The sequence below is a fragment of the Paenibacillus sp. J14 genome, from assembly GCF_000518465.1.
Lineage (GTDB): Bacteria > Bacillota > Bacilli > Paenibacillales > Paenibacillaceae > Fontibacillus > Fontibacillus barengoltzii.
The window spans coordinates 26,592-51,784 of record NZ_JADQ01000034.1; the positions used below are offsets into that span (position 1 = coordinate 26,592).

General features: G+C 52.2%; 25 protein-coding genes, 1 rRNA gene and 1 other annotated feature. All 26 genes read left to right on the forward strand.

The window, feature by feature from the left end:
• The first annotated feature begins 46 nt into the window (after positions 1 to 46).
• Positions 47 to 1,369 (forward strand): UDP-N-acetylmuramate--L-alanine ligase, encoded by a 1,323-nt coding sequence (murC, locus tag M891_RS0113795; RefSeq protein WP_051417005.1) that lies wholly within the window; start codon positions 47 to 49, stop codon positions 1,367 to 1,369.
• Positions 1,370 to 1,541: 172 nt separating this feature from the next.
• Entirely contained in the window at positions 1,542 to 2,762 is a 1,221-nt protein-coding gene (locus M891_RS0113800) for an SPOR domain-containing protein (RefSeq protein WP_232228346.1), read from the forward strand.
• A gap of 219 nt (positions 2,763 to 2,981) precedes the next feature.
• Complete coding sequence (locus M891_RS0113805) at positions 2,982 to 3,587, forward strand: Maf family protein (RefSeq protein WP_028539266.1); 606 nt, start codon at positions 2,982 to 2,984, stop codon at positions 3,585 to 3,587.
• Between the two features lie 131 nt (positions 3,588 to 3,718).
• On the forward strand, positions 3,719 to 4,414 hold the full coding sequence (gene radC, locus M891_RS0113810; RefSeq protein WP_016311118.1) for a RadC family protein: 696 nt from the start codon (positions 3,719 to 3,721) through the stop codon (positions 4,412 to 4,414).
• A gap of 377 nt (positions 4,415 to 4,791) precedes the next feature.
• Positions 4,792 to 5,826, forward strand: a complete 1,035-nt coding sequence (locus M891_RS0113815) for a rod shape-determining protein (RefSeq protein ID WP_016311119.1) — start codon at positions 4,792 to 4,794, stop codon at positions 5,824 to 5,826.
• A gap of 95 nt (positions 5,827 to 5,921) precedes the next feature.
• Entirely contained in the window at positions 5,922 to 6,800 is an 879-nt protein-coding gene (gene mreC / locus M891_RS0113820) for a rod shape-determining protein MreC (protein WP_028539267.1), read from the forward strand.
• Positions 6,797 to 7,327 carry a rod shape-determining protein MreD gene (mreD, locus tag M891_RS0113825; protein ID WP_016311121.1) on the forward strand — a complete coding sequence of 177 codons (531 nt, stop codon included), beginning with the start codon at positions 6,797 to 6,799 and terminating at the stop codon, positions 7,325 to 7,327. Before mreC ends, mreD begins: the two co-directional genes overlap by 4 nt.
• 78 nt (positions 7,328 to 7,405) lie before the next feature.
• The gene (gene minC, locus M891_RS0113830; protein ID WP_016311122.1) at positions 7,406 to 8,065 is read left to right on the forward strand and encodes a septum site-determining protein MinC; all 660 of its coding nucleotides are present in this window, start codon (positions 7,406 to 7,408) and stop codon (positions 8,063 to 8,065) included.
• 3 nt (positions 8,066 to 8,068) lie between these two features.
• Positions 8,069 to 8,866 (forward strand): septum site-determining protein MinD, encoded by a 798-nt coding sequence (gene minD, locus M891_RS0113835; RefSeq protein WP_016311123.1) that lies wholly within the window; start codon positions 8,069 to 8,071, stop codon positions 8,864 to 8,866.
• 3 nt (positions 8,867 to 8,869) lie between these two features.
• Entirely contained in the window at positions 8,870 to 10,015 is a 1,146-nt protein-coding gene (locus M891_RS0113840; protein ID WP_016311124.1) for an FtsW/RodA/SpoVE family cell cycle protein, read from the forward strand.
• Between the two features lie 218 nt (positions 10,016 to 10,233).
• On the forward strand, positions 10,234 to 11,139 hold the full coding sequence (locus tag M891_RS0113850) for a M23 family metallopeptidase (RefSeq protein WP_028539269.1): 906 nt from the start codon (positions 10,234 to 10,236) through the stop codon (positions 11,137 to 11,139).
• A complete protein-coding gene (locus tag M891_RS0113855; RefSeq protein ID WP_028539270.1) occupies positions 11,132 to 11,989 on the forward strand; it encodes a M50 family metallopeptidase in 858 nt (285 codons plus the stop codon). Before M891_RS0113850 ends, M891_RS0113855 begins: the two co-directional genes overlap by 8 nt.
• 93 nt (positions 11,990 to 12,082) lie before the next feature.
• Positions 12,083 to 13,270, forward strand: a complete 1,188-nt coding sequence (locus M891_RS0113860) for an Rne/Rng family ribonuclease (RefSeq protein WP_028539271.1) — start codon at positions 12,083 to 12,085, stop codon at positions 13,268 to 13,270.
• Between the two features lie 55 nt (positions 13,271 to 13,325).
• Positions 13,326 to 13,414 (forward strand) — a sequence feature (ribosomal protein L21 leader region).
• 13 nt (positions 13,415 to 13,427) lie between these two features.
• Positions 13,428 to 13,739, forward strand: coding sequence for a 50S ribosomal protein L21 (rplU, locus tag M891_RS0113865; protein WP_009225178.1), 312 nt, complete (start codon positions 13,428 to 13,430; stop codon positions 13,737 to 13,739).
• Between the two features lie 14 nt (positions 13,740 to 13,753).
• A complete protein-coding gene (locus M891_RS0113870) occupies positions 13,754 to 14,089 on the forward strand; it encodes a ribosomal-processing cysteine protease Prp (RefSeq protein ID WP_016311129.1) in 336 nt (111 codons plus the stop codon).
• An 18-nt stretch (positions 14,090 to 14,107) separates the two neighbouring features.
• Positions 14,108 to 14,419, forward strand: a complete 312-nt coding sequence (gene rpmA / locus M891_RS0113875) for a 50S ribosomal protein L27 (protein WP_028539272.1) — start codon at positions 14,108 to 14,110, stop codon at positions 14,417 to 14,419.
• Positions 14,420 to 14,573: 154 nt separating this feature from the next.
• Positions 14,574 to 15,338 carry a Spo0B domain-containing protein gene (locus M891_RS0113880; RefSeq protein WP_016311131.1) on the forward strand — a complete coding sequence of 255 codons (765 nt, stop codon included), beginning with the start codon at positions 14,574 to 14,576 and terminating at the stop codon, positions 15,336 to 15,338.
• The gene (gene obgE, locus M891_RS0113885) at positions 15,329 to 16,639 is read left to right on the forward strand and encodes a GTPase ObgE (RefSeq protein ID WP_016311132.1); all 1,311 of its coding nucleotides are present in this window, start codon (positions 15,329 to 15,331) and stop codon (positions 16,637 to 16,639) included. Before M891_RS0113880 ends, obgE begins: the two co-directional genes overlap by 10 nt.
• A 129-nt stretch (positions 16,640 to 16,768) precedes the next feature.
• Entirely contained in the window at positions 16,769 to 17,206 is a 438-nt protein-coding gene (locus M891_RS0113890) for an ACT domain-containing protein (protein ID WP_016311133.1), read from the forward strand.
• A 60-nt stretch (positions 17,207 to 17,266) separates the two neighbouring features.
• Positions 17,267 to 18,553: a homoserine dehydrogenase gene (locus tag M891_RS0113895; RefSeq protein WP_016311134.1), complete on the forward strand. Its 1,287-nt coding sequence runs from the start codon at positions 17,267 to 17,269 to the stop codon at positions 18,551 to 18,553.
• A gap of 34 nt (positions 18,554 to 18,587) precedes the next feature.
• The gene (gene thrC, locus M891_RS0113900) at positions 18,588 to 19,658 is read left to right on the forward strand and encodes a threonine synthase (protein ID WP_028539273.1); all 1,071 of its coding nucleotides are present in this window, start codon (positions 18,588 to 18,590) and stop codon (positions 19,656 to 19,658) included.
• On the forward strand, positions 19,655 to 20,620 hold the full coding sequence (gene thrB / locus M891_RS0113905; protein ID WP_028539274.1) for a homoserine kinase: 966 nt from the start codon (positions 19,655 to 19,657) through the stop codon (positions 20,618 to 20,620). The genes thrC and thrB overlap by 4 nt, the downstream gene beginning before the upstream one ends.
• Positions 20,621 to 20,678: 58 nt before the next feature.
• Positions 20,679 to 21,575 (forward strand): prephenate dehydratase, encoded by an 897-nt coding sequence (gene pheA / locus M891_RS0113910; protein WP_028539275.1) that lies wholly within the window; start codon positions 20,679 to 20,681, stop codon positions 21,573 to 21,575.
• Positions 21,575 to 22,453 carry a branched-chain-amino-acid transaminase gene (ilvE, locus tag M891_RS0113915; RefSeq protein ID WP_009225188.1) on the forward strand — a complete coding sequence of 293 codons (879 nt, stop codon included), beginning with the start codon at positions 21,575 to 21,577 and terminating at the stop codon, positions 22,451 to 22,453. Before pheA ends, ilvE begins: the two co-directional genes overlap by 1 nt.
• A gap of 164 nt (positions 22,454 to 22,617) precedes the next feature.
• On the forward strand, positions 22,618 to 24,642 hold the full coding sequence (locus M891_RS25825; protein ID WP_051417003.1) for a LysM peptidoglycan-binding domain-containing protein: 2,025 nt from the start codon (positions 22,618 to 22,620) through the stop codon (positions 24,640 to 24,642).
• Between the two features lie 348 nt (positions 24,643 to 24,990).
• Positions 24,991 to 25,193, forward strand: a 16S ribosomal RNA gene (locus tag M891_RS0113925); the annotation flags it as partial.

A 25,193-nucleotide genomic window follows, 5' to 3' on the forward strand; every position in this document is an offset into this window, starting at 1 on the left:
TACGACCAAACAACACGTACATTTTATCGGTATCGGCGGATATGGCATGAGCGCCATTGCCCGCGTGATGCTGGAAATGGGGTATACCGTCACGGGATCGGACGTTGCCTCCCAAGAGTTGACGGAGAAGCTCGCCGCGAAGGGAGCAAAAATCTATATCGGCCATACCGCCGAACACGTGCATGGGGCGGATTTGGTCGTTTACTCTACCGCGCTGCCGCAGGATAATGTGGAGCGTTTGGAAGCGCAAGAGCAAGGCATACCGGTGCTGCATCGCTCTCAGATGCTGGCCCGCCTTTTGAATGAGCGTAACGGTGTTGCTGTTGCCGGAGCTCATGGCAAAACGACAACCTCGTCGATGATCGCGCTGGCGATGGAGCTTTGCGGTACCGATCCTACCTACATTATCGGCGGGGAAATTATGGACATGGGCACAAATGCCAAAGCCGGACAAGGAAAATGCGTGGTTGCGGAAGCTGACGAAAGCGACGGCTCCTTCCTGCAGTATTATCCATCACTTGGCGTCGTGACCAACATCGAGGCCGACCATTTGGAAAACTACGGCGGTGACTTCAATCGCTTGAAGGAAGCCTACGTGCAGTTTCTGAATCAGATCAAACCGGACGGCAAGGCGGTCGTATGCGGAGACGACCCAAACGTACGTGAATTGCTTCCTCGGGTACAAAGTCCGACGATTACGTACGGCATCGAAACCAACTGCGACTATACGGCCCGGGAGATCGAGCTTGGAGATCGCTGTGTTACCTTTAAAATGTATCAAGATGACCGGGAGCTCGGAACAGTGGAATTGTCTGTGCCTGGTCGGCATAATGTTTACAATGCGATGGCTACCGTGATCGTATGCATGGAGGCAGGCATTCCGTTTGATGAAGTTGTCAAAGCGTTGCGCCACTTCCATGGCGCGAAACGCCGTTTCCAGGTGCTTGGAGAGAAGAACGGAATTCTGATTATCGACGATTATGCACACCATCCAACGGAAATCCAAGCGACGATCGCAGCGGCCAAGGCAACCGGCAAGCGAATTATCGCCGTCTTCCAACCGCAGCGGTATACGCGGACCTTTTTCTTGTTGGATGCGTTTAGCCGGGCGTTTGGAGATGCGGATGAGGTGATCATCACCGACATTTATTCACCGGCCGGAGAGAAAGCGATCGAAGGTGTAAGCTCCTCCAAGCTGGTTGAATTGATTAAGCAGAACAGCAATGCCGGCGCCCGTTACTTGCCAACGAAGCAGGATGTGATTGCCGATTTACAGCACCGGCTGAAGCCTGGAGATCTCGTGCTGACGATGGGAGCAGGCGACATTTACAAAGTGGGTTACGAGCTGGCCAAAGGGTTGTCTAACTAAATCCCCAGCTTGACACTTAATATGAACGGTCTTTACCGGGATGAGGTTCCCGGTAAAGACCGTTTTTTCGTTCCTGACCAAATAGAAGCTTCACCCTTGTACAGGCTTGGCATAACCGTTGGATCGCTCTCATATGGATAGGGTAGAAGAATGGACAAGGAGCGTGCGGACCGTGAACAAAGCCAAAATGACATTCCGGTTTGACAGGGATGGCCGGGAAATCCGGCCAGAACGGGAGATTGCGGAGGAGCCAATGCGGAGGACGACACCCCAATATCGCGCGGTAGAAACGGTGGAGGAATGGGGAGATCCCTTCACAGACCATACCGGGATGGGGCTCACTGTTTTCCCGGGCGGTCAAGACCAGAGACGACGCCAAGATCCGACGGTAACCGATCGGGATGATTGGGCAATGGAGAAGGCGGATATGTCTGTTTACTCTACTGCATCTGCGGCTGATAAGGCGTGGGAAGAGATTTACGGCAATGATCCTTGGCAAACAGAGTGGCAGGAAGATGCCCCTCCTATCTATACCCGTCCACACCGAACCTCCTGGTGGAAGGTGGCCGGCTCTTTGACCGGAGCGATTGTTACGGGCGCACTGTTTGGGTATGTCGTGCTATCTTTATTTAATCAGGAGGTCGAGCTCCCTCTTCCGGGAATCAATACGAACACGACGCAGCAGGAGGAAAAGGGAGACACCGCAAGCCAGCCGGCCATGGGGGAGATTGAAGGAGAGGACCCCGCCAAAGAGGACAACGCTCCGCTCATTAGTGTCGCATTGCCGGAACAGACCTACTACTTTTTGCAATATGGCGTGTTTAGCACAGCCCAGGGTGTACAGCTGGCACAAGAAGAGCTGCAGGCGTCCGGCATTGCAGCGGCGCGGGATACGGTCGACGAGAAGCGGGTATATGCCGGGGTTTCCACGGATCGTGAGCAGTCGAAACTGCTGACCGGCCAACTCAAGGCGGCAGGCGTGGAGCTGATTTTGCACGAGATTTCGTTACCAGCAGTGGCCAATGTTCCTTTTGCCGGCGAACGTGAAGCTTTGGAAGGGTTTATGGCGCAAAGTGCAGAGCTGGTTGATCTGCTTAGCACTTCATCCGCTGCGCTATTAACCGAAGCGGACCCGCAACCGCAGCAGCATCCGGAATTGGAACAATTGGGTGCCAAGCACCAAGCTTGGACAGAAAGGGCTTCGGCGATCCGCGGCAAATGGTCCGCGGAGGGAGCCGCCCTAGCCGGGGAAATGGAGAAAGCGATCAACGGGGCGGTCGAGGCCATGAGCGAATATCAGAAAAACAGGGCGAAAACGCTGCTCTGGGAAGTGCAAAATGAGATGATGCGCTTCATTATGGCCGAGCAATCCCTCGTTCACGCCGGAGCATAAATATGCAGTAGAAAAATAGGACCAAGGACAGGGGCTGGAAATAGTTTCCCCTGTCCTTTTTGTGTTTGCGCCTGGGGCCATAATAATCTTATAATAGGTTAGTGTCAAAAAATGGCGGGGATGACAGCAAACCGCTGTCGATTCTTATCTATTTTTTACCAACTTATGCATGTAACCATTCAGGACATCAATTCGTTTTCTACAAAGGAGAGTTCCATAATGGATACCGCAAAATTGCGCCGGATTATTCTTGCTTCCACTTCACCTCGCAGGCGTGAATTGATCGCGTCTTTGGCGATTCCTTTCGAAGTAGTTCCGAGCCATGCCGAGGAATCCTTCGAAGCATCGTTATCGCCGGAGCAAATCGTGATGGAGCTTGCCGGGCGCAAAGCGGAAGCCGTTTACCGGGAGCTTGATTCTTCGGCAGACCGTAATGCAGTGATCGTTGGAAGCGATACGATCGTGGTCCGAGACCGCGAAGTATTGGGTAAACCGAAGGACACCCAAGAGGCAGCGGATATGCTGCGAAGCCTGCAGGGACGCGCGCATGTGGTGTATACCGGCGTAGCCTGCATAGACGCCTTAACGGGGCGACGCCACGTGGATTACCGAGCGACGACCGTAAGGATGAAGGCTTTAACCGAAGCGGAAATTCAAGCCTATGCTCGTAGCGGGGAAGGATTGGACAAGGCTGGAGCGTATGCGATTCAAGGCCTTGGCGCTACGATCGTTACTGGAATTGAAGGATGTTATTTTAATGTTGTGGGCTTGCCGGTATCGCTGCTTGTGGACATGTTGAAGGATTTCGACATTCAGGTACTGTAAGCAGGGGACTGAGCTTGCCGCGTTTGGCAGGTCATCGGGAAGTGATAAAGCATATCCTTCCGAAACCAAGGACGGGCGGACTCGGAATAACCGGGAGCGGCCTGATACTATTTCGGAAGCGAGGGATAGCGATGGAGCAAGCACAAACTCCCTATATGCTGCGTGATCTTCCTTCTGAGGAGCGGCCAAGGGAACGAATGATCAAATACGGGGCAGGAGCGCTCAGCCATGCGGAATTGCTGGCGATTCTGCTCCGCACGGGAACACATCAGGAATCGGCAGTTCATATGGCCCAGCGATTGCTCGCCGAATTAGGCGGGTTGCGTGGGCTGGTGGATGTCAGCCTGGAAGAGATGACCATGCTGAAAGGCATCGGACCCGCAAAAGCGATCCAACTGAAGGCGGGGATTGAGTTGGGGCAGCGACTGGCCAAATCGCGGCTGCCGGATCAAGCAGTCATCCGCAGTCCGCACGATGCGGCCGAGCTATTAATGGAGCAAATGCGCTATTTGCAGAAAGAGCATTTTGTATGTCTTTTTTTGAATACAAAAAATCATGTTATTGCTCAAGAGACGCTTTCGATCGGAAGCTTGAACGCATCGATTGTGCATCCGCGTGAGGTGTTTCGGGCTGCGATCAAATGCAGCAGCGCTTCTGTCGTTTGTGCCCACAATCATCCCAGCGGGGATCCTACTCCAAGCCCGGAGGATATCCGGATGACGCGGAGGCTTTGTGAGGCGGGGGAAATTATCGGCATCGATGTGCTCGATCACATCGTCATCGGGGACGGCAAGTTCGTCAGTTTGAAAGAGCGGGGCTTAATGTGATATCAGAAGGTTGGATGAAGCTAGGGACTGAGTAGCGGAGCGTACATAAAGGTACGTGAGCAACGGAAGTCCCGGCTGAATTCAAGATTCGCCGTCGAGCTTGCATCGAAGATGAAACACCGTGATCGGAAGATGACTTTTTGAACAACCGTTTTAATGAAGGTTCAAATAGTCAGGTTTCGAGCACCAAGAAGTTGGATGAAGCTAGGGACTGAGTAGCGGAGCGTACATAGAGGTACGTGAGCAACGGAAGTCCCGGCTGAATTCAAGATTCGCCGTCGAGCTTGCATCGAAGATGAAACACCGTGATCGGAAGATGACTTTTTGAACAACCTCTAATATAATAGGTTAGATACAGAAGGAAAGGAAGAAGCAGCATGTTGGGTGGCTTTACAAAAGACTTGGGTATTGATTTAGGGACGGCAAATACGTTGGTATATACGAGAGGCAAGGGCATTATCGTCCGCGAGCCTTCGGTGGTAGCGATCCATACCGACACGAAAAACATCGTGGCCGTCGGAGAATCGGCCAAGAAGATGATCGGCAGAACCCCCGGCAACATTCGGGCGATCCGTCCGATGAAGGATGGTGTGATCGCGGATTTCGATACAACGGCAACGATGATTAAATATTTTATTGGTCAAGCGCAGAAGAAGCGTTCGTTGTTCCAGCGCCACCCGAACGTCATGGTTTGCGTACCGTCGGGCATCACAGCCGTTGAGCAACGGGCAGTTGAGGACGCGACGAAGCAAGCCGGCGCACGCGAGGCTTATACGATTGAGGAGCCGTTCGCCGCGGCGATTGGTGCGGATTTGCCGGTTTGGGAACCAACCGGCAGCATGGTCGTGGACATCGGCGGCGGGACGACGGAAGTTGCGGTGATCTCGCTGGGCGGGATCGTCACGAGCAAATCCGTCCGTGTAGCAGGTGATGAGATGGATGAGGCTATCATTCAATACATCAAGCGCCAATATAATCTAATGATCGGGGAGCGAACGGCCGAGCAGCTGAAGATGGATATCGGCTCCGCACTTGCCTTGGAGAAGGTCGAAACGATGGAGATTCGCGGTCGCGATCTTGTGACAGGACTGCCGAAGACGATCACGATCACTTCCGATGAGATCTCCGAAGCGCTGAGCGATACAGTTGGTGCGATCGTAGACGCGGTGAAGGTCACCTTGGAGAAATGTCCGCCGGAACTCGCGGCAGACATTATGGACCGGGGGATCGTGCTGACTGGCGGCGGCGCATTGCTGCGTAATCTGGATAAACTGCTGGCCAGCGAAACCGGCATGCCGGTAATTGTGGCGGAGAATCCGCTCGACTGTGTAGCGATCGGTACGGGCCGGGCTTTGGATAATATCCATTTATTCAAATCAAAAAGTAGTTCAGCCCTTCGTTCCAAGCGATAATTCGCACGGAAGAAGGCACCCCTGATATCAAAGCGGCGCCGTCCTGAATTGGACGGCCAATGCCGTTTTTCCAAGAAATCATGTATGGTTGGAGGGTGCGAAAACTGTTTAAGCTGCTTGGCAACAAAAGATTATTTATTTTGTTGATGGGACTTATTTTGTTTATTGCGGTGATGGGGTTTACGCTGGGGCCAAGAACCAACTTGTCCTGGCCGGAGAAATTCGTCAAGGACACGGTTGGCTTCGTGCAATACGTGTTTTACAAGCCCGCTAGCTATGTAGCGGGCTTCTTTGAAGATATTTCGAACCTGCGTGCGCTGCAGGAGGAGAACGAGCAGCTCAAGATTGCTTTAGCTCACTATACACGTGACAAAGCGACGTATAACTGGATCGCTCAAGAAAACGAACGATTGCAGAATAAGCTCGATTTCACGGAAGCGCAAAAAAGGCTCTATGATTACACCTGGAAAATTGCCCAGGTCATCAGTGTGAATGACGATCCCGTCAATCGCACGATCGTGGTTAATTTAGGGGCTCGGGAAGGCGTGAAAGAGGGGATGGCCGTGACCTCCGAGAAAGGGTTGGTTGGCGTGATCAGTCATGTCAGCAACTTTACGTCCACGGTCCGACTTGCCACTTCAATGGATGCCAAGGACCCGAATTCCAACGGCATTGCCGTGACGGCGCAAGGGAAGGAGAACGACGTCTTTGGCATGATCGAAACGTTCGATCGCGAGCAGGGAATGTTCCTCATGACACGCATTGAAGATGCGACTCCGCTAAAGACAGGAGATACGATCGTCTCCTCCGGGATTGGCGGCGTATTTCCGCGCGGCATGGTGATTGGCACGGTGAAGGACATTCAGGTTGGCGAATATGGGCTGACGTATACGGCTACAGTGGAACCGGCTGCGAACTTTACTGACTGGAAGGAACTGTTTATCGTGTTCGAACCGGAAGGTGAAGGCGAGTGAACAAGCGCAAATTGATTTTGTTCCTGCTGCTGTTCCTCTTGTTTATTCTGGAGGGAACTTTAGTTCCTTGGCTAATCCCTGCGGCATGGCAGACGCGGATTGCCCCGCATCTGGTTTTCGTCGTTATTCTTTATTTCTCGGTTTATGAGAATCGGCATTCCGGGTTAATCCTTGGCCTGGTGTTTGGGATGTTGCACGATATCGTTTTTTACGGAGCATTGATCGGAGCCTACTCCTTCGCGATGGGGTTGTCCGGGTATCTGCTGGGGCTCTTGTCCCGCAACCAGCGGGCACCGTTGCCGCTGATGATGATCGTGGTGCTGCTGGGCGGCCTGTTGCTGGATTCGATTCTGTTCGGGACATACACGCTGTTTGAACTGATTCACCAGCCGTATACATGGGCGTTGAAAAATCACATTATCCCAAACGTACTCGTGCAGTTTGGATTTGCTTTGGCGATCTACGTACCGCTGCGACGGCAGCTCGAAATCATTACCCGCAGACGCTCTCCCGAGGAGAACGCTTGACTTCCCGCTTATTTTGCTTGCCGTAAGCAGGAACTTTTCTGCTTCGGCGCGAATTGATTAGGGGGGAGGGACAGGCTCATGACAGTAAAATCCAACCACGTGACGATTAAAGGCGTAAAAGATGGCCTGGTTTTCCTGCTGGACGACAAATGTGATTTTTCGAGTCTTCTAGAGGAATTAAAGTATAAATTGGAGTTTAGCCATCAACATATTTTAACCGGGCCGATCATCCATGTTGATGTGAAGCTGGGGATGAGACTCGTCACTGAGGATCAAAAGGAAATGATTCTTGATATATTGAAGCAAAAAGGCAATCTGCTTGTCCGCTCCTTTGAGATGCCGGAAGTTGTTCGGGCAGATGCGCCGGGAGCGCTGACGACGATTGCGGGGATTGTCCGCTCGGGTCAGGTGCTGCATCATGAGGGCAATCTGCTGTTTATTGGCGATGTGAATCCCGGGGGGACGATTCGCTGTACCGGCGACATTCTGATTCTCGGCGCTCTGCGCGGGATGGCTCATGCAGGCTTTGAGGGCAATGAGAACTCGATCATTGCAGCTTCGTACTTGTCTCCAACGCAGCTTCGAATCGCGGAAACGATCAGCCGCCCCCCGGATGAATGGGAGAACCGGGAGACAAGCATGGAGTTCGCTTTTCTACGGGAAGGGAAGATGCAGATCGACAAAATCATCAATATCACCCGGGTGAGACCGGACCTTAACGTGTTTAAAGGGGTGTGAATCATGGGACAAGCTATCGTAATTACGTCCGGTAAGGGCGGGGTAGGCAAAACGACAACCTCAGCCAATATCGGTACGGCGCTTGCGCTTCTGGGGAAAAAAGTATGTTTAGTGGATACGGACATCGGTTTGCGGAATTTGGACGTGGTCATGGGGCTCGAAAATCGGATCATCTATGATTTGATCGACGTGGCCGAAGGCCGCTGCCGACTGAATCAAGCGCTGGTGAAGGATAAGCGGTTCGATGAGCTGTATATGCTGCCGGCGGCGCAAACGAAGGATAAAAACGCGATTTCGCCAGACCAGGTGAAGGATATTATTCTGGAGCTGAAGAAAGAATTTGAGTTCGTGATTATCGACTGCCCGGCCGGGATCGAGCAAGGGTTCAAAAACGCGATTGCCGGGGCGGACCAGGCGATCGTGGTCACGACACCGGAGCATGCTGCTGTACGCGATGCGGATCGAATTATCGGGCTCTTGGAGAACTCGCATATTTCTTCACCGAAGCTGGTGGTGAACCGGATTAAGATCAATATGATGAAATCCGGGGATATGTTGGATATTGAAGGCATTTTACAGGTACTAAACATCGATCTGATCGGCATCGTGCCAGATGATGAGAAGGTCATCAAAGCGGCTAACAGCGGGGAGCCGACGGTGATGAATCCGGATTCTCCGGCGGCGATCGCCTATCGCAACATCGCGCGGCGGATCTTGGGAGACACGGTGCCGCTGATGCTGCTGGATCAGAAGAAGGGTGTATTTACGCGCTTTAAGAAGTTTTTTGGAATGGGTGGATAACCGTTGTTTTTTAAACTTAAACATGTGGACTGGCTGATGGTAGGGATACTCGCATTGTTTATGGTGTTTAGTACCCTCCTGGTGCGCAGTGCTATTGCTCCCTATGAGACGGAATTCCAGGGGAATGATCTGAAGACGATCATCTTTTACTTGCTAGGGTTCGTGGTCGTGTTCGGTATGGCTTTGGTGGATTACCGTACGTTGCTTCGGTACAGCTGGTATGTGTACGGGGCAGGCTGCGTGCTGCTGGTGCTCGTCTACCTGTTTGCGCCGGAAATCAACGGGGCGCGCAGCTGGTTCAAGATTGGCGGGTTACAATTTCAGCCGGCCGAATTGGTTAAAGTTATTCTCATTTTGACGACAGGCTATTTATTAGGCAAAAAAATGGGGCAACCGCTTCACTTCCGGCGCGATATTATTCCGATCACGCTGGTGACGCTGCTGCCGTTTTTTTTGGTGTTGATTCAACCGGACTTGGGAAATGCGATCATTTATCTCGTCGTGTTAGTAGGGATGCTGTGGATTGGCAATGCCAGATACAGCCATGTTTTGATCGGTTTAGCTGCGGCGGTCGCGGGATTGATATTGTTTGTCACATTGTTTAACGCCTATAATACGCAGATTCAAGACTATTTGGAGAAACATCGGAAGCTTCACTGGTACCAGCGGATCAACACGTTTATCAACCCGGATCAAGCGTCGAGCGACGATCGGCACCAATCCAACTACGCCAAGATCGCTATCGGCTCCGGGGGACTGCTCGGCGACGGTTACATGAAAGGCGACTTAAAGAACAAGAAATTCGTTCCGTATCCGTATTCGGACTCGATTTTTGTTGTCGTTGGCGAGGAGTTTGGGTTCATCGGGGCTTCCGTGCTGCTGCTGCTCTACTTCTTGTTCATTTACAGGATGATCTTAATCGCCCTGCATTGTATCGATAAACGAGGCGCGTACATGATTGTGGGGATCGTAGCGATGTTTCTGTTTCAAATTTTCGAGAACGTCGGGATGATGATCGGTCTGATGCCGATTACCGGGATTACACTGCCGTTCATCAGCTATGGAGGAACTTCGCTGCTGATCAATATGTTATGTATCGGACTGGTGTTCAGCATTAAGCTGCATCAGGAGAAATATAAGGTGGATTAGGATAAACCGGTGCCGGGAGCACCGGTTTTTTTGATGGGCTGGGCTACCGACTTCTGGGTGATTTCGCAGGTGCGATTCGATAACCCCAAGCTTGTTCATATTCCATTCCTGTGGCTCATAAGTATGAAGTACAGGCCCTGCCAGAGAGCAGGCAGCGGCAGAACGGATGACTTATGGGACAACCACGAAATTGTGGAGCGGAGTGGGGGGTTAAGAGCATGGACGTGAAATCAAATGTCAAAAAGCGGAGAGCGGAGCGGATCCGGCAACTGACGATGGAAGACGCCGTAGGGCCGTTGCCGACGGATCCGGGCTGGGGATCTGCTCCTGGACGAGCAGTTGCGCCTCCAAGAAGCAAGCCACGGCCTGCGAGTTCAGGTCAGGACGACAGCGATCCCGATCCTGAGTTGTTATGGAAGCGCGGGCAAGGCCGCTGGCAGGATCCTTATGCAGGCGCCTATGGGGGCGGAAAAGGTGACGACGAGCTCATGGGTCCTGGATCAGGAAGACGTCCGACGTTCTGGTCCGCGATGTTCGTTCGCCTAGTGATCAGTACGTTGCTGTTTGCGGCGATCTGGGGCATGAACCGCTATGAGCCAGCCTGGGCGACGCCCATCCGCGCATTTATTGCTAAGTCGCTGACCGTGGAGATGGATTTCCAAGCGGCCCAAGCCTGGTATGAACGTTATTTCGGCGGGGCGCCATCCTTTATTCCCATTTTTAAAACCAATGAAGATCATGGGCTGAGAGTAGGCGCGACAGCCGCTTTCTCCTTGCCGATTGAAGGAAGCCTTGCCAGTCCATTTGCCTTGAGCCTTAAAGGGGTTGAAATTATTCCTGACACCGGCAGCTTACAGGTCAAAGCCATCGATACCGGACGGGTGGTTCGCGTTGCCCGGGAAGCCGAGACCGGACAAACTGTGACGGTACAACATGCTGGGGGATACCTCTCGGTGTATGGACATTTGGATCAGATCTCCGTGGAAAAAGGGGACTGGCTGGAAGGGGGCGATGTTCTGGGCAGCCTTCCGCCGCGAACGCAGTCGCCTTTGCCGACGCTTTATTTTGCAATCAAAAAAGATGACCGGTATATCGACCCGGCGGATGTGATTCCGTTTGATTAAGTGGCGCGGCATCGCGATTTCGTTCCACCCTTTTTTCGTCATCATTATGCTGATGTCTGTACTGACCGGCCACTTTCTGGAGCTGCTTGCCTTGTTCACAATCGTGTTCGTGCATGAGATGGGCCATGTGTTTGCCGCTCGCATGTACGACATTAAAGTGCTGTCCGTTCAAATGCTTCCCTTTGGAGGCGTAGCGGTCATGGAGGATGCCGGGAATCTTACAGCGGGTCGCGAGATCGTCATCGCTTTGGCTGGCCCGCTGCAGAACCTGATGCTGATCAGTGCCTCCTTGCTTCTTCATGCTATCGGAATCTGGGACGGGCCATTTTTGAGCTATTTTATTCAAAGTAATTTGCTTATCGCTTTATTTAATCTGCTGCCCATCCTGCCGCTGGATGGCGGGAAAATCTCGCAGGCATTATGCAGCCTGGTGATGCCTTATTATGCCACGTTGCTCTGGTCTTATCGTATCAGTCTGTTGTTCAGCGTCTTGCTGGTCGCCTACTCATTCTTACCGCTATGGCTCGGATTAGGCGGGATGCAGCTGAATCTTCTGCTGATTGGCCTCTTCTTGCTATATTCCAATCTGATGGATTATCGGAACATTCCCTATCGTTTTATCCGTTTCCTGGTGAACCGGGATCGCAGCTTTTCCAGACATCTGCTGAACGGGACATTGGCCCAACCAATCGTCGCGGAGAAAACGAAACCTTTGGATCATATTTTGCGTCTATTTAAGAGAGAAAAATACCATTTCATCTATGTGATGAACCAACAGGGGAATATCGTGGCGGTCGTTCCGGAACAACGAGTGATTTCCTCTTTCTTACAGGGAGGGTCCGGGGCTTGAAGCGCGACAGACGTGATATAATGGAACGGGCATGTTACTTGATAATGAGCGAGTTCATGATCAATGGATGACGAAAGTATGAAGGGTGAGATCATGAAGAGGATGATTGTTCACTGCGGACCTGGCTCTACCGAAATTGCGCTTCTCGAAAACGGCAAACTGGTGGAATATGCGGCGGAGCGTTCTCAACATCGGGGATTGGTTGGCAGCTTTGTGAAAGGCAAAGTGGCGAATGTCATTTCGGGGATGCAGGCCGCTTTTGTGGATATCGGTCAAAAAAAGAATGCGTTTCTCTATATCGACGATGTGTTGCACCCTCATTTGGAGAAGCAGCCGAAGCAAAAACCGTCGATCTCAGAGCTCCTGAAGCCAGGGCAAGAGCTGGTTGTCCAGGTGGTGAAAGAAGCGATCGGCAACAAAGGTGCGCGGGTGACGACACATTATTCTTTGCCGGGGCGCTGGCTGGTCTACATGCCGACGGCAGGGTATGTGGCGGTCTCCAAGAAGATCGCACGTGAAGAGGAGAAGCAACGCCTCAAGCAACTTGGCGAGGAGTTGCGCAGTGAGGAAGAAGGATTGATTCTGCGCACGGTTGCCGAGGAAGAGGATGGCAAGGCGATCGCGGAAGATCTCGCACAGCTGCGTAAGCAATGGGCTGCTATCCAGGAGAAGGCGAAGCAGGCGTCAGCACCGGTTGTGCTGCACCAGGATTTGAGCATGATCCAACGTTTGATGCGCGACGTGTATAGCCCGGAGACGGACGAGCTAATCATGGATTGTCCGGAGCAGGCAGAGGAGGCGCTTGCTTTTCTGCAGGCGATGCTGCCGGGAGAGACGCCGCGCATCATTGTGCACGAAAGCGAAGTGCCGATCTTCGATTATTATGAAGTGAGACCGCAGTTGGAGAAGGATTTTCAGCGAAAAATTTGGCTGCCGGGTGGCGGCTACCTCGTGTGGGACACGACGGAGGCGTTGACCGTGATCGACGTGAATACCGGTAAGTTCACCGGAGGAGACAGCCTGGAGGATACGGTCTTCCGCACCAATCTGGAGGCGGCGCAGGAGATGGCTCGACTGATTCGGCTGCGGGATACCGGTGGCATTATCATCGTGGATTTTATCGACATGAGCAGCGACGAGCATCGATCGGCGGTTTGGGAGCGGCTGGAGCAGGCGATGGCCGGCGACCGTACGCAACACCATATTTTAGGATGGACCAAGCTTGGCTTGCTGGAAATGACACGCAAAAGAATGCGGGAAGAGATTACGGTAATCAGTTGATTTTTTGTAAGGTGCATGATAGTATATTAGGGTATGTGTCATGAGTTAGCTTGTGCACATGCTGCAACCGCTCCGATCGGGTTAACAAGTTCGCTGGACCAAAGCGTCTAACGGCACCTGAATCAGGCGAGTCTGAGACATGAGGAGGTGCAAGCAAATGTACGCAATTATCGAAACCGGCGGTAAACAATACCGTGTTCAAGAAGGCGATGTGCTTTACATCGAGAAATTGAACGCAGAAGACGGTGCAAGCGTAACGTTCGACCGTGTGTTGGCAGTATCGAAAGGTGAAGGTTTGGTAACGGGAACTCCATTGGTATCCGGCGCTAGCGTAACGGCGAAAGTCGAGAAGCATGGCAAAGGCCAAAAAGTGATCGTATACAAATACAAGCCGAAGAAGAACTACCACAAGAAACAAGGTCATCGTCAACCTTACACGAAAGTAACGATCGAGAAAATCCAAGCGTAAGAAGGTGCGATAACTTGATTATCGTCTCCATATTACGCCGGAAGAATAATGACATTGCAGGCTTCAAAGTGGAAGGCCATGCCGGCTATGCGAAAGCCGGTGAGGACATCGTCTGTGCGGGCGTGTCGGCTGTGACCGTGGGAACGGTCAACTCGATCGAGGCGTTGACGGGCATTGTGATGGACTCCAGGATGAAGAACGGCTTTCTTAGCGCGGATCTTCCTGATACGGTCGATACGGAAGAAGCTGGAGCGCAAGCGCAATTGTTACTTGCCTCGCTTGTCGTTATGCTGAAGAGTATCGAAGAATCATACGGGAAGTATATTCAGATACAGGACGTCATTATTTAAAGAAGGAGGTAGACTACAATGTTGAAATTGGATCTCCAGTTGTTCGCTTCCAAGAAGGGCGTAGGTTCCACAAAGAACGGACGCGACAGCATCGCGAAACGCCTCGGCGTGAAACGTGCTGATGGCCAAGTGGTAACGGGCGGAAGCATTCTCGTTCGCCAACGCGGTACGAAAATCCACCCAGGTACAAACGTAGGCATCGGTTCGGACGATACGCTGTTTGCGAAAATCGACGGCGTTGTGAAATTCGAACGTTGGGGTCGCGATCGCAAAAAAGTGAGCGTCTACCCTGTGGAAACCGCTCCTGTAGCGGCTACAGTCGAAACTTAAGAGCTATGAATCAAGAGCCCTGGCACGTTGGTGTCAGGGCTTTACTTTTTTACATACATAACGGAAGCCAACTTGGTTGAGGTATGTTATACTGGGTAGGGATGCCAGGGTGGGAAGTTCATTCCGCCCAATCTGTTAGAGGAACGGGGAAGATATGAAACATCGGTTCATGGTGAGGGCAATGATCGGATTGATCGCGGTCGTTAGCCTAACACTTGCTTATTTTCTGAAGTCGCCGATCGGACAGGTCCTCCTGTGCGGGGCTCTTTTCGTGTTGTTTGGGCTATATGTACGGCATCTTCGGAAAGGAGCCGAGATCGAGCGGAAGCATTTGCTGGAATCGGTCCAACGAACGGCCTCTGCGACGCTGGGTCATCATCGCCACGATTGGATGAACGATCTGCAGATTTTGTATGGGTATATCCAACTACGGAAAATTGATAAACTCGCGGATTGCGTGGAAAGAATAAAAGAACGAATGGCCGTAGAAAGTAAAATTTCCAGGTTAGGCATTCCGGCCTTAGTTTTCTATTTGCAATCGTTCCGCGAGGTCAATGGTTCAGTTCATCTGGACGTTGAGATTGAGGACGAACTGCAGTTGGATCAATTGCTTACTGCGGAGCAAGCGGAAGAACTGACGGAAGCCATCGTGGAAACGGTGCGGATCTTCCAGTATAAAGGGCGTTCCTCTTGGGGAGAGACGCTTCAATTAAAGATGTCGATGTACCGTGAGGACGGCGAAGTCATCGTTCGGTTTGAACAGGTCGGATCGAAGGGGAATCCGGAGGTGCTTGTTCGTCTTCTTGATGAAGGAATGGCAGGAATGCGGGTGAAAGCTGACCGTGGTGAGGAGGAAGACGGTTCCCTGCGGCTCCGGGTGGCTTGTGGAAAAATAAACGAGGTGAACGCATGTTTGTAGATAAAGCGAAAATTTATGTTAAGGGAGGCGACGGCGGCGACGGGCTGGTGGCTTTTCGCCGGGAGAAATATGTGCCCGAAGGCGGCCCGGCCGGCGGCGATGGCGGCAAAGGCGGCGACGTGATCTTCCGCGTGGACGAAGGCTTGAGAACGCTGATGGATTTCCGTTATCAACGGCACTTTAAGGCGCAGCGCGGAGAGAAGGGGCGGAATAAGAGCCAGCACGGTGCGAATGCGGAGAATATGATCGTCCGGGTTCCCCCGGGAACAGTTGTCATCGACGACGATACCCAAGAGATCATTGCCGATTTGACGCGCCATGGGCAGGAGGTTGTCGTTGCCCGCGGAGGTCGCGGAGGTCGCGGCAATATCCGGTTCGCGACACCAAACAACCCGGCGCCTGAACTGGCTGAGCATGGCGAAGAGGGCGAAGAGCGCTGGGTCGTGCTTGAGCTGAAGGTGATGGCCGATGTTGGCCTGGTCGGATTCCCAAGCGTCGGGAAGTCGACGTTGTTGTCCGTTGTATCGGCAGCTAAACCGAAAATCGGCGCCTACCATTTCACCACGATCACCCCGAATTTGGGGGTTGTCGATGTAGGTGACGGACGGAGCTTTGTGATGGCGGATTTGCCTGGCTTGATCGAAGGGGCCCATGAAGGGGTTGGTCTGGGTCATGAGTTTTTGCGGCACGTTGAGCGGACGCGATTGATCGTCCACGTCGTTGATATGGCGGGTTCGGAAGGACGGGATCCTTTTGACGATTGGCAGAAAATTAACGACGAGCTGCGGCTATACAATGCCGATTTGGAGAAGCGCCCGCAGATCGTAGCTGCGAATAAGATGGATATGCCTGAAGCTGAAGCGAACCTGGAGAAATTCCGAGCGGAAGTCGCCAAGGTGCGCGGGGATTTGGAGATTATGCCGATATCTTCCTTAACTCGTCAGGGGATCCAAGAGTTGCTCTACCGCGTGGCGGAGCTGCTGGAGCAAATTCCGGAGGCGCCTGCGATTGAAGAAGTTACCGAACTGGCGGAACGTAAAATCTACAAATTGGACAAGAAGGAAGACGAAGGCTTCACGATTCGCCGCGAGAACGAGACCTTCGTGGTGGAAAGTGCGAAGATCGAGCGGATGATGAAACGGATGCAGCTAAATTCGCATGACGCCATCCTGAAGCTGGCTCGCACGCTGCGGCATATGGGGGTCGACGATGAGCTTCGCAAGCGGGGGGCCAAGGATGGTACGTTGGTCCGCATCGGGGACTTCGAGTTTGAGTTCGTCGAAGGCAGCAGCTACTACTGAGGATGGAAAAGAGCACCTTTTAGGTGCTTTTTTTGCTATGGGTCAGGACAAAAAATCATTGCCACCCTGCGTCATATCCGTTATAATGTCCACTATATGAAAACAAAAGTCTCTAAGGAGAGGACGTTCGTGAAGGAGCACTACTATTTGGTTCGTGAGGATATTTTGCCAGAAGCGGTAGTTAAGACATTGCAGGTAAAGCAGCTCTTAGCCTCCGGCGACGCCAAAACAGTCCATGAGGCTGTTGCTCAAGTGGGGTTAAGTCGCAGCGCTTTTTATAAATATAAAGACGGCATTCATCAACTCAATCAATTCGAACGGGAAAGCATTGTGACCATCTCCTTTGATTTGGAGCACCGGTCCGGGATCTTATCGAAGGTGCTTGCGCTGATCGCCGGTTCTGGCGGCAACGTATTGACGATAAATCAGAGCATTCCGCTGCAAGGCAAAGCCAATGTCGTGATCTCCGTGGAAACCTCGCGCTTAACTGAGGAGCTGGATGAGATGCTGGATTCGTTACAAAGCATTCCGGGCGTAAGGAGAACACAGATCGTTGGTCAAGGTTAACAAGGTAAGAGGAGAAATGAGACGAAAAAAACCGTAATTGGATAACGGGAGGGGACGGCTGTGAAGCCTGTGAAAGTAGGACTGCTCGGACTTGGCACGGTAGGGACCGGCGTGGTCCGGATCTTGGAAGGACATCAGGAGGATCTCAGCAGTCAGGTGGGTTCGCCGATCGTCATTGAGAAAATTGCCGTTAAGACCTTAGACAAAGCGCGCAGCATCCATGTGGAGCCCCATAAGCTGACAGAGGACCCTTGGTCGGTCATCCGCGATCCGGAGATTGACGTAATTGTGGAAGTCATGGGCGGCGTGGATCAGACCAAGGCTTATATTTTGGAGGCGCTCGAGCGCGGCAAGCATATCGTGACCGCAAACAAGGATCTGATGGCGCTGTATGGTTCAGAGATTCTGGCCAAGGCGATGGAGCATCAATGCGACGTTTTTTATGAAGCCAGCGTGGCCGGCGGTATTCCGATCATCCGCACGTTGATTGAAGGCTTTTCCTCGGATCGCATTATGAAAATTATGGGGATCGTCAACGGAACAACCAATTATATTTTGAGCAAAATGAGTCAGGAAGGCGCTTCTTACGAAGATGTGCTGAAGGAAGCGCAGCAGCTCGGATACGCCGAGTCCGATCCGACCTCCGATGTGGAGGGATTGGATGCCGCTCGTAAAATGGCGATTCTCGCAACCCTCGGTTTCCGCACCAATGTGGAACTGAACGATGTCCATGTTCGAGGCATCACTTCGGTATCGAAGGAAGATATTTTGTATGCGAAGCGTCTGGGGTATGAAATGAAGCTGCTCGGCATCGCGGAACGGCAGGATGACGAATTCAGCATTACGGTGCAGCCGACGATGGTGAAGAAGACGCATCCGATCGCAGCTGTCAACGGCGTTTACAATGCGGTGTATGTGTATGGGGAAGCTGTAGGGGAAACGATGTTCTACGGTGCGGGAGCCGGCGAAATGCCGACAGCTACGTCCGTGGTTGCGGACCTGGTCGCTGTCGTCAAGAACCTGAAGCTTGGCGTGAACGGCTTGAAGGCCATCGTCCCGTATAAGCCCAAAAAGCTGAAAACAGACGATCAAATCGCCTATAAAAACTTTCTGTTGCTCCACGTTGACGATAAAGCCGGTGTTCTGGCGCAAATCACCCAAGTGTTCGCCGAATACGAGGTGAGCTTGGAGTCGGTCGTTCAGTCGCCGAATACGAACTTGGAAGGCGCTGAAATTATGATCGTGACGCACAATGCGAGCAAAGCAAGCATGGATAAGGTGCTGGCCCATTTCGAATCGCTGGACGTCATTCATCGGATCAAAAGTGTGTATCGCGTAGAGGGATAATAACATTAATTCAGAATAAAGGAGTTCTTTTTGCATGAGATATCTCGGATTGCTGGAAACGTACAAGGAATATTTGCCGGTGAGCGACAAGACGCCGAAGCTGACGCTGCAGGAAGGCAATACCCCGCTGGTTCGCGCGGAGAACCTGTCCAAGGAGCTTGGCCTGGATCTGTATTTCAAATATGAAGGACTGAATCCAACGGGTTCCTTTAAGGACCGCGGCATGGTAATGGCCGTTGCTAAAGCAGTGGAGGAAGGCAGCACGACGATCATGTGCGCATCCACGGGAAATACTTCGGCAGCGGCAGCGGCTTATGCGGCTCGGGCGGGCATCGACTGCATCGTGCTGATCCCGAACAACAATATTGCCCTCGGGAAGCTGGCGCAGGCGATGATTTACGGAGCGAAAGTGATCGCCATCGAAGGGAACTTCGACCGGGCGCTCGAAATCGTACGCGACATCACCGCCAAGCATCCGATCACGTTGGTCAATTCGGTGAACCCGTACCGTATCGAAGGACAGAAGACCGCGGCATTCGAAGTGTGCGACCAACTCGGGAAAGCACCGGATGTCCTTGCGATTCCCGTCGGCAACGCGGGTAATATCTCGGCCTATTGGAAAGGCTTCAAAGAATATTATGAGCGTGGTAAATCAACTTCTCTACCGCGAATGGTTGGATTCGAGGCCGAAGGCGCGATGGCGATCGTGAAGGGTGAGCCTATCCGCGAGCCGGAGACCATTGCAACCGCTATTCGGATCGGCAATCCGGCCAGCTGGAAGACAGCGGTATCCGCTGCGGAGGAATCCGGCGGGCAGATCAACTACGTTACGGACGACGAAATCCTTGATGCATATCGCACCATCGCAGCCAAGGAAGGTATCTTTGCTGAGCCAGCATCCGCTGCTTCAATCGCCGGCGTATATAAACTGCATCGGGAAGGATATTTCAGAGGCGGCGAGACTGTCGTGTGCGTACTGACCGGGCATGGTTTGAAAGATCCAAACATCGCGATTAAGAGCATTGGCGGCGAACCGCTTGTCGTACAGGATACGGAGGAAGCGGTACTGGATGCGATTGCCAAGCTGCAAGGAGCACGGGCATGATTCGCCGGGAAGGCGTCCGGGTCAAGGTGCCGGCGAGCACAGCGAATTTGGGGCCCGGCTTTGATACGCTTGGTATGGCACTTAACCTCTATGCTTGGATTGAAATGAAACCGGCCCCCTCCACGGTGATCACCCTGCATGGGGGGAACCTGGAGGGACTGCCAACCGATAAAAGCAATCTGGTGTATCAAGTCGCGCAATCGGTGTTTGCTGAAGCCGGCGTGGCTTTACCGGAACTGGAAATCTCGATGAAATCGGATATTCCGTTAACCCGCGGGCTTGGCAGCAGCGCTTCGGCGATCGTCGGGGCGCTGTTTGCAGCCAACCTGCTGATTGGCGAGCCTTTGAGCAAGGCTAAGCTGTTCGATATGGCTACAGCCTTGGAGAAGCATCCCGATAACGTGGGTGCCTCCCTGTACGGCGGGATTATTACCGCGGTCTGGGACGGGGCGCACGCGGATGTGCTGCGTATTGAGCCGCCGGCCGATCTGGAGGTGCTCGTAGCCATTCCTGATTTCCAGCTGTCCACCTCCAAGGCGCGTGAGGCGCTGCCGAAGCAGATCAGCCTGCAGGATGCGGTGTACAATGTCAGCCGCACGTCCCTGCTGACTGCGGCGTTAGCCGCTGGCCGGCTGGATTTGATCCCGGCTGCCATGCGCGATCGCCTGCATCAGCCGTACCGGGCTGCGCTCGTACCTGGAATGGCCCGGATTCTGGAGGAAGCGACAACCCATGGAGCTTTGGGGGCTGCCTTAAGTGGAGCTGGCCCGACGCTGCTCTGTCTGACGGATCGCCGTCAGGGAGCGGACGAACAGCTGGAGTCGTTTTTATTGGAAGTGCTGAACGGGGAAGGCATCTCTGCGCAGACCATGAGGCTGAAACCTTGCACATCGGGGGCTGTGGGGCTTACTATGGAGAGTGAAGGTTCTTTTCTGGATCACATTCAAGCCTACGGTTTGTGAGAGCTTCGTGATCGATTAAGATTAATGGTTGAAGCACCTTATGAGGGGAAGTCAGGAGATGAAACGAATAGCATTGCTGCCGGAAGGCTCGGTATCTCATGAAGCGGCGCTGCATCTATTTGGCGATGAGCCTGTGGAACTGCTGCATTTCAAGCAGATATCCGACGTCTTCTTAGCCACGGCCAGCGGACACAGTGATTACAGCGTCATCCCGATGGAGAATACAATTGAAGGCTCCGTCAGCCTTCATATGGATTGGCTGATTCACGAAGTGGATATTCCGATGCAGATTGAATGGATATACCCTTCCGTGCAGAATTTGATTGGCAAGAAGGAAGAGTTCCAAGCGGCCGATCCATCGGACGAGATCGATTACAGCAAAGTGACGAAGGTGCTGTCTCATCCGGTTGCGATGGCGCAGTGCTTGCAATTTATTCGTTCGCAGATGCCTAAGGCGGAGCTGGAGCATACCGGCAGCACTTCAGAAGCGGTAGAGCTGGTGAAGAAAAATCCGGGACAAGGCTGGACGGCAATCGGCACGGCACTAGGAGCTAAGCGCCATGGACTGGATGTCCTGGCTCGCCATGTGACGGATCACGATAATAACTATACCCGGTTTGTTCTGATCGGCCCGCGGCCGCTTGAACTGAATCACCCGGCAGCCCAAAGCAAAACAAGTCTGCTGGTAACGTTGCCTGAGGATTTTCCGGGCGCCTTGCATCAGGTATTGTCTGCATTTGCATGGCGTAAACTGAATTTGTCGCGCATCGAGTCACGCCCTACGAAGAAGAGGCTGGGCAGTTACTATTTTATTATGGATGTGCTCGAAGCGGTTGATTCCGTGCTGCTGAGTTCAGCGATTGGTGAAATCGAAGCGCTCAACTGTCAAGTACGTGTGCTGGGGAGTTATCCCAGCTTGTCATTTGGAGAACAAAAAGCGGAGGTGCCAAAATAATGGCAGAACAATGGATTTATTTAGATGGACAATTCGTAACAAAAGATCAAGCAAAGGTTTCCGTATATGACCACGGCTTTTTGTATGGGGACGGGATTTTTGAAGGCATCCGCATTTATAACGGGAACATCTTTAAATGCAAGGAGCATTTGGACCGCTTATACGATTCGGCTAAATCCATTATGTTGGACATTCCGCTGACGTATCAGGAAATGGAAGATGCGCTGGTCGAGACGCTTCGCCGCAACGATCTGCGTAATGGCTATATCCGTCTGGTTGTCTCCCGCGGTCCCGGCAACCTCGGACTTGATCCAAACCGTTGCCCGAAAGCCTCGGTGATCATTATTGTAGAGCAGCTGGCGATCTATTCGGAAGAAGCCTACAAAACGGGGTTGAAGACCGTATCTGTGTCGACGCGCCGCAATATCCCAGACGCTTTGAATCCGAAGATCAAATCGCTGAACTATTTGAACAACATCTTGGTGAAAATTCAGTCGAACCTGTCCGGTGCGGGCGAAGCAATCATGCTGAACGCGCAAGGGTACGTTACGGAAGGGTCGGGCGATAATATTTTTATCGTGAAGAACGGGGTTATTACGACTCCTCCATGCTACTTAGGCGCTTTGGACGGCATTACCCGCCAAGCAATCATCGAAATTTGCCGCAAAAAAGGCTACAACATCCAAGAGCAGCCATTTACGCTGCATGATGTCTATGTCGCCGACGAAGTGTTCCTGACGGGGACAGCTGCCGAAGTTATCGCAGTACGCGAAGTTGACGGCCGCATCATCGGTGAAGGGCATGCGGGCCCAATTACGCTGAAGCTGCTGGAAGAATTCCGCGCGATTGTTGATAAGGACGGATTGAAGGTTTGGTAATAATCTGACAAGGCCGACAAGAATCCTATTTTCCTTGGTCTAAGAGGAAGATAGGATTTTTTCTTTTCTAGGATGTCAAAAACCGGGCTCCTGCATAGGATGTAATAAATGGGCCCCGGGCGATCATCACGTACCGGAGAAGAAACCTAGGAGGTCTTTATCGCGTGAAAATCCATATTGTGAAAAAAGGCGATACTTTGTTTGAGCTCTCAAAAAAGTATAACGTGCCTCTGGAAAAACTGATCGAAGCTAACCCGCAGATCGCCAATCCAAATCAGTTGAACATCGGTGACAAAGTAAAGATTCCAGCTGTGGCCGTACCGATTGGCGGTGAAACGGGCAATGTTTACAAGCACGTCGTCAAGCAGGGGGACACGTTATGGAAGCTGTCCAAAGCTTGGGGATTACCTTTGCAAAGTCTGATTGATGCAAACCCACAGCTTAGCGACCCGAATCAATTGAAGGTTGGGGACATCGTCAACATACCTACGGGCATGGGAAATCCGTCAGGTGGTGCCGACAACCCTTCTGCGCCGAACGTAGGGATGTCTCCTGTGCAAACTGGTAAGAAGAACACGGCTCCCATCGCCGGTTCTGGAAAGAAAGCTCCAACCGGCGTCAAGCCAGAAATGACAGCACCAAAGCCGGAGAAGGTGGAGCCGGTGAAAACCGAGAAGCCGAAGGAAGCCCCGGCGAAAACAGAGCCACCGAAACAACAGCCAATCAACGTAGAACCGCCGAAGCAGCAGCCGATCAACGTGGCACCACCGAAACAACAACCGATCAATGTGGAACCGCCAAAGCAACAACCGGTGCAAGTTCAACCGCCTAAAGTCGTACCGATGGAGATCAAAGTGGAAGTAGAGCAAATCCAATATGAATCCACGAAACTCCAACCGATTCATCACGAGCCGAAAAAGCATGAACCTGTTCAGATTCAGCCCTATCCTTACCAACCGAATATTTCTCCTGCAAATTATGGGCCGCAGAACGTCAGCCCTTATAGCCATGTGCCCATGAAGGGAGAACCCACAGGGGTTAGTCCTTATGGCTATGAGCCGATGAAAGGCGAGCCAATGGGAATTAGCCCTTATGGGCATGAACCGATGAAGGGTGAACCGACAGGAGTCAGCCCTTATGGCTATCAGCCGATGAAGGGTGAACCGACAGGAGTCAATCCTTATGGCTATGAGCCGATGAAGGGTGAGTCGAAAGGAGTTAGTCCTTATGGCTATGAGCCGATGAAGGGTGAGTCGACAGGAGTTAGTCCTTATGGCTATGAGCCGATGAAGGGCGAGCCGGCAGGGGTCAGCCCATATGGTTATGAACCGATGAAGGGCGAACCGACAGGAGTCAGTCCTTACACCTATGGCCCGAACCCATCCCCGAACTTATCCTATCCAGGTCATGTTATGCCACAGTATACACTTCCGGCCATGGGTTACGCTCCATCCCCTTGTGGCTGCTCGGGAACAATGTCTCCTTACCCGTATACGACCCAGGAAGCCTATCCGCCTTTTTATCAGTATCCCATTGCCGCTGAACCCGTATCTGGGTATTATGGCAATCCGGCACCAACAGCATTGTCACCAGCGGAAGGGGAGTATCCGGGGATATCTAATGCTAATGCGCCAGTCTCACAAATGCCGAACATGGGAGCGGTAAGCCCGTACGCAAATCCGAATCCGAATATGCAGCCTCAGGCAGTATCACCGCAATCCGTATCTCCTGAAGCAAATAACAATCCATTCTATCCACAAACGATGGATTGGGGACATCATCCCGGAATGATGCCTTGTTATGGTCCACCTGTGCCAGGCTATCCAACATCGGTTATGCCGTCATCCTATTATCCGATGGCCTATCCAGGAGCGAATAACATGGCTCCGCTAGCTAACGAACCTTTGAAGGGTGAAGTAGGCGGGATCGAAAACATGAAGGGGCACTTTAATCGGGAGGTGGAGTCTTCTACTTCCGGCGACGAGACGGAGGAGAGAGAGTCCCAGAAAACAGAGGCAAAATCAAAAACGCCTAACTCATCTAAAAAAAACGTGAAAATTTCGGGCAACCCTGACGCGCAGCCAAGTCCGAAGAAACAAAGTAAATCGAGTAACGGAGCGGCAGGCAAAAAAAATCGTCAACGTACCGACAGCTCGAATGGACGCCGGAATCCGTGGATTAACGCCTAACAAGTAAACAAAGCAGGGGAGGTAACTCTCCTGCTTTGTTTTTTCTCGTGTAATGACTTGAGCATGAATGCGGAATATGATATATTAAATATCCCATGAAAACTACGAAATAAATCGAGTTGAGAGTGGGATGTTGAGAGAAAACGAGTTGCTTAATCCCTTAAATAAAAAAAGTTCAAAAAAAGGCTTGCACTTCTAATCTCAATATGTTATATTATTTAAGTCGCCGCTGAAACACGGCGATAACGAAAAACGAAGTTGATCTTTGAAAACTGAACAACGAGTGAGTAATTAAACTGAGATTTTTAATCTCGTCAGTTTATCTAAATGAGCAAGTCAAACACTACTTTATTGGAGAGTTTGATCCTGGCTCAGGACGAACGCTGGCGGCGTGCCTAATACATGCAAGTCGAGCGGAGTTTATCGGGAGCTTGCTCCTGATNAACTTAGCGGCGGACGGGTGAGTAACACGTAGGCAACCTGCCCGTAAGACTGGGATAACTACCGGAAACGGTAGCTAATACCGGATACGCAAGTCTCTCGCATGAGGG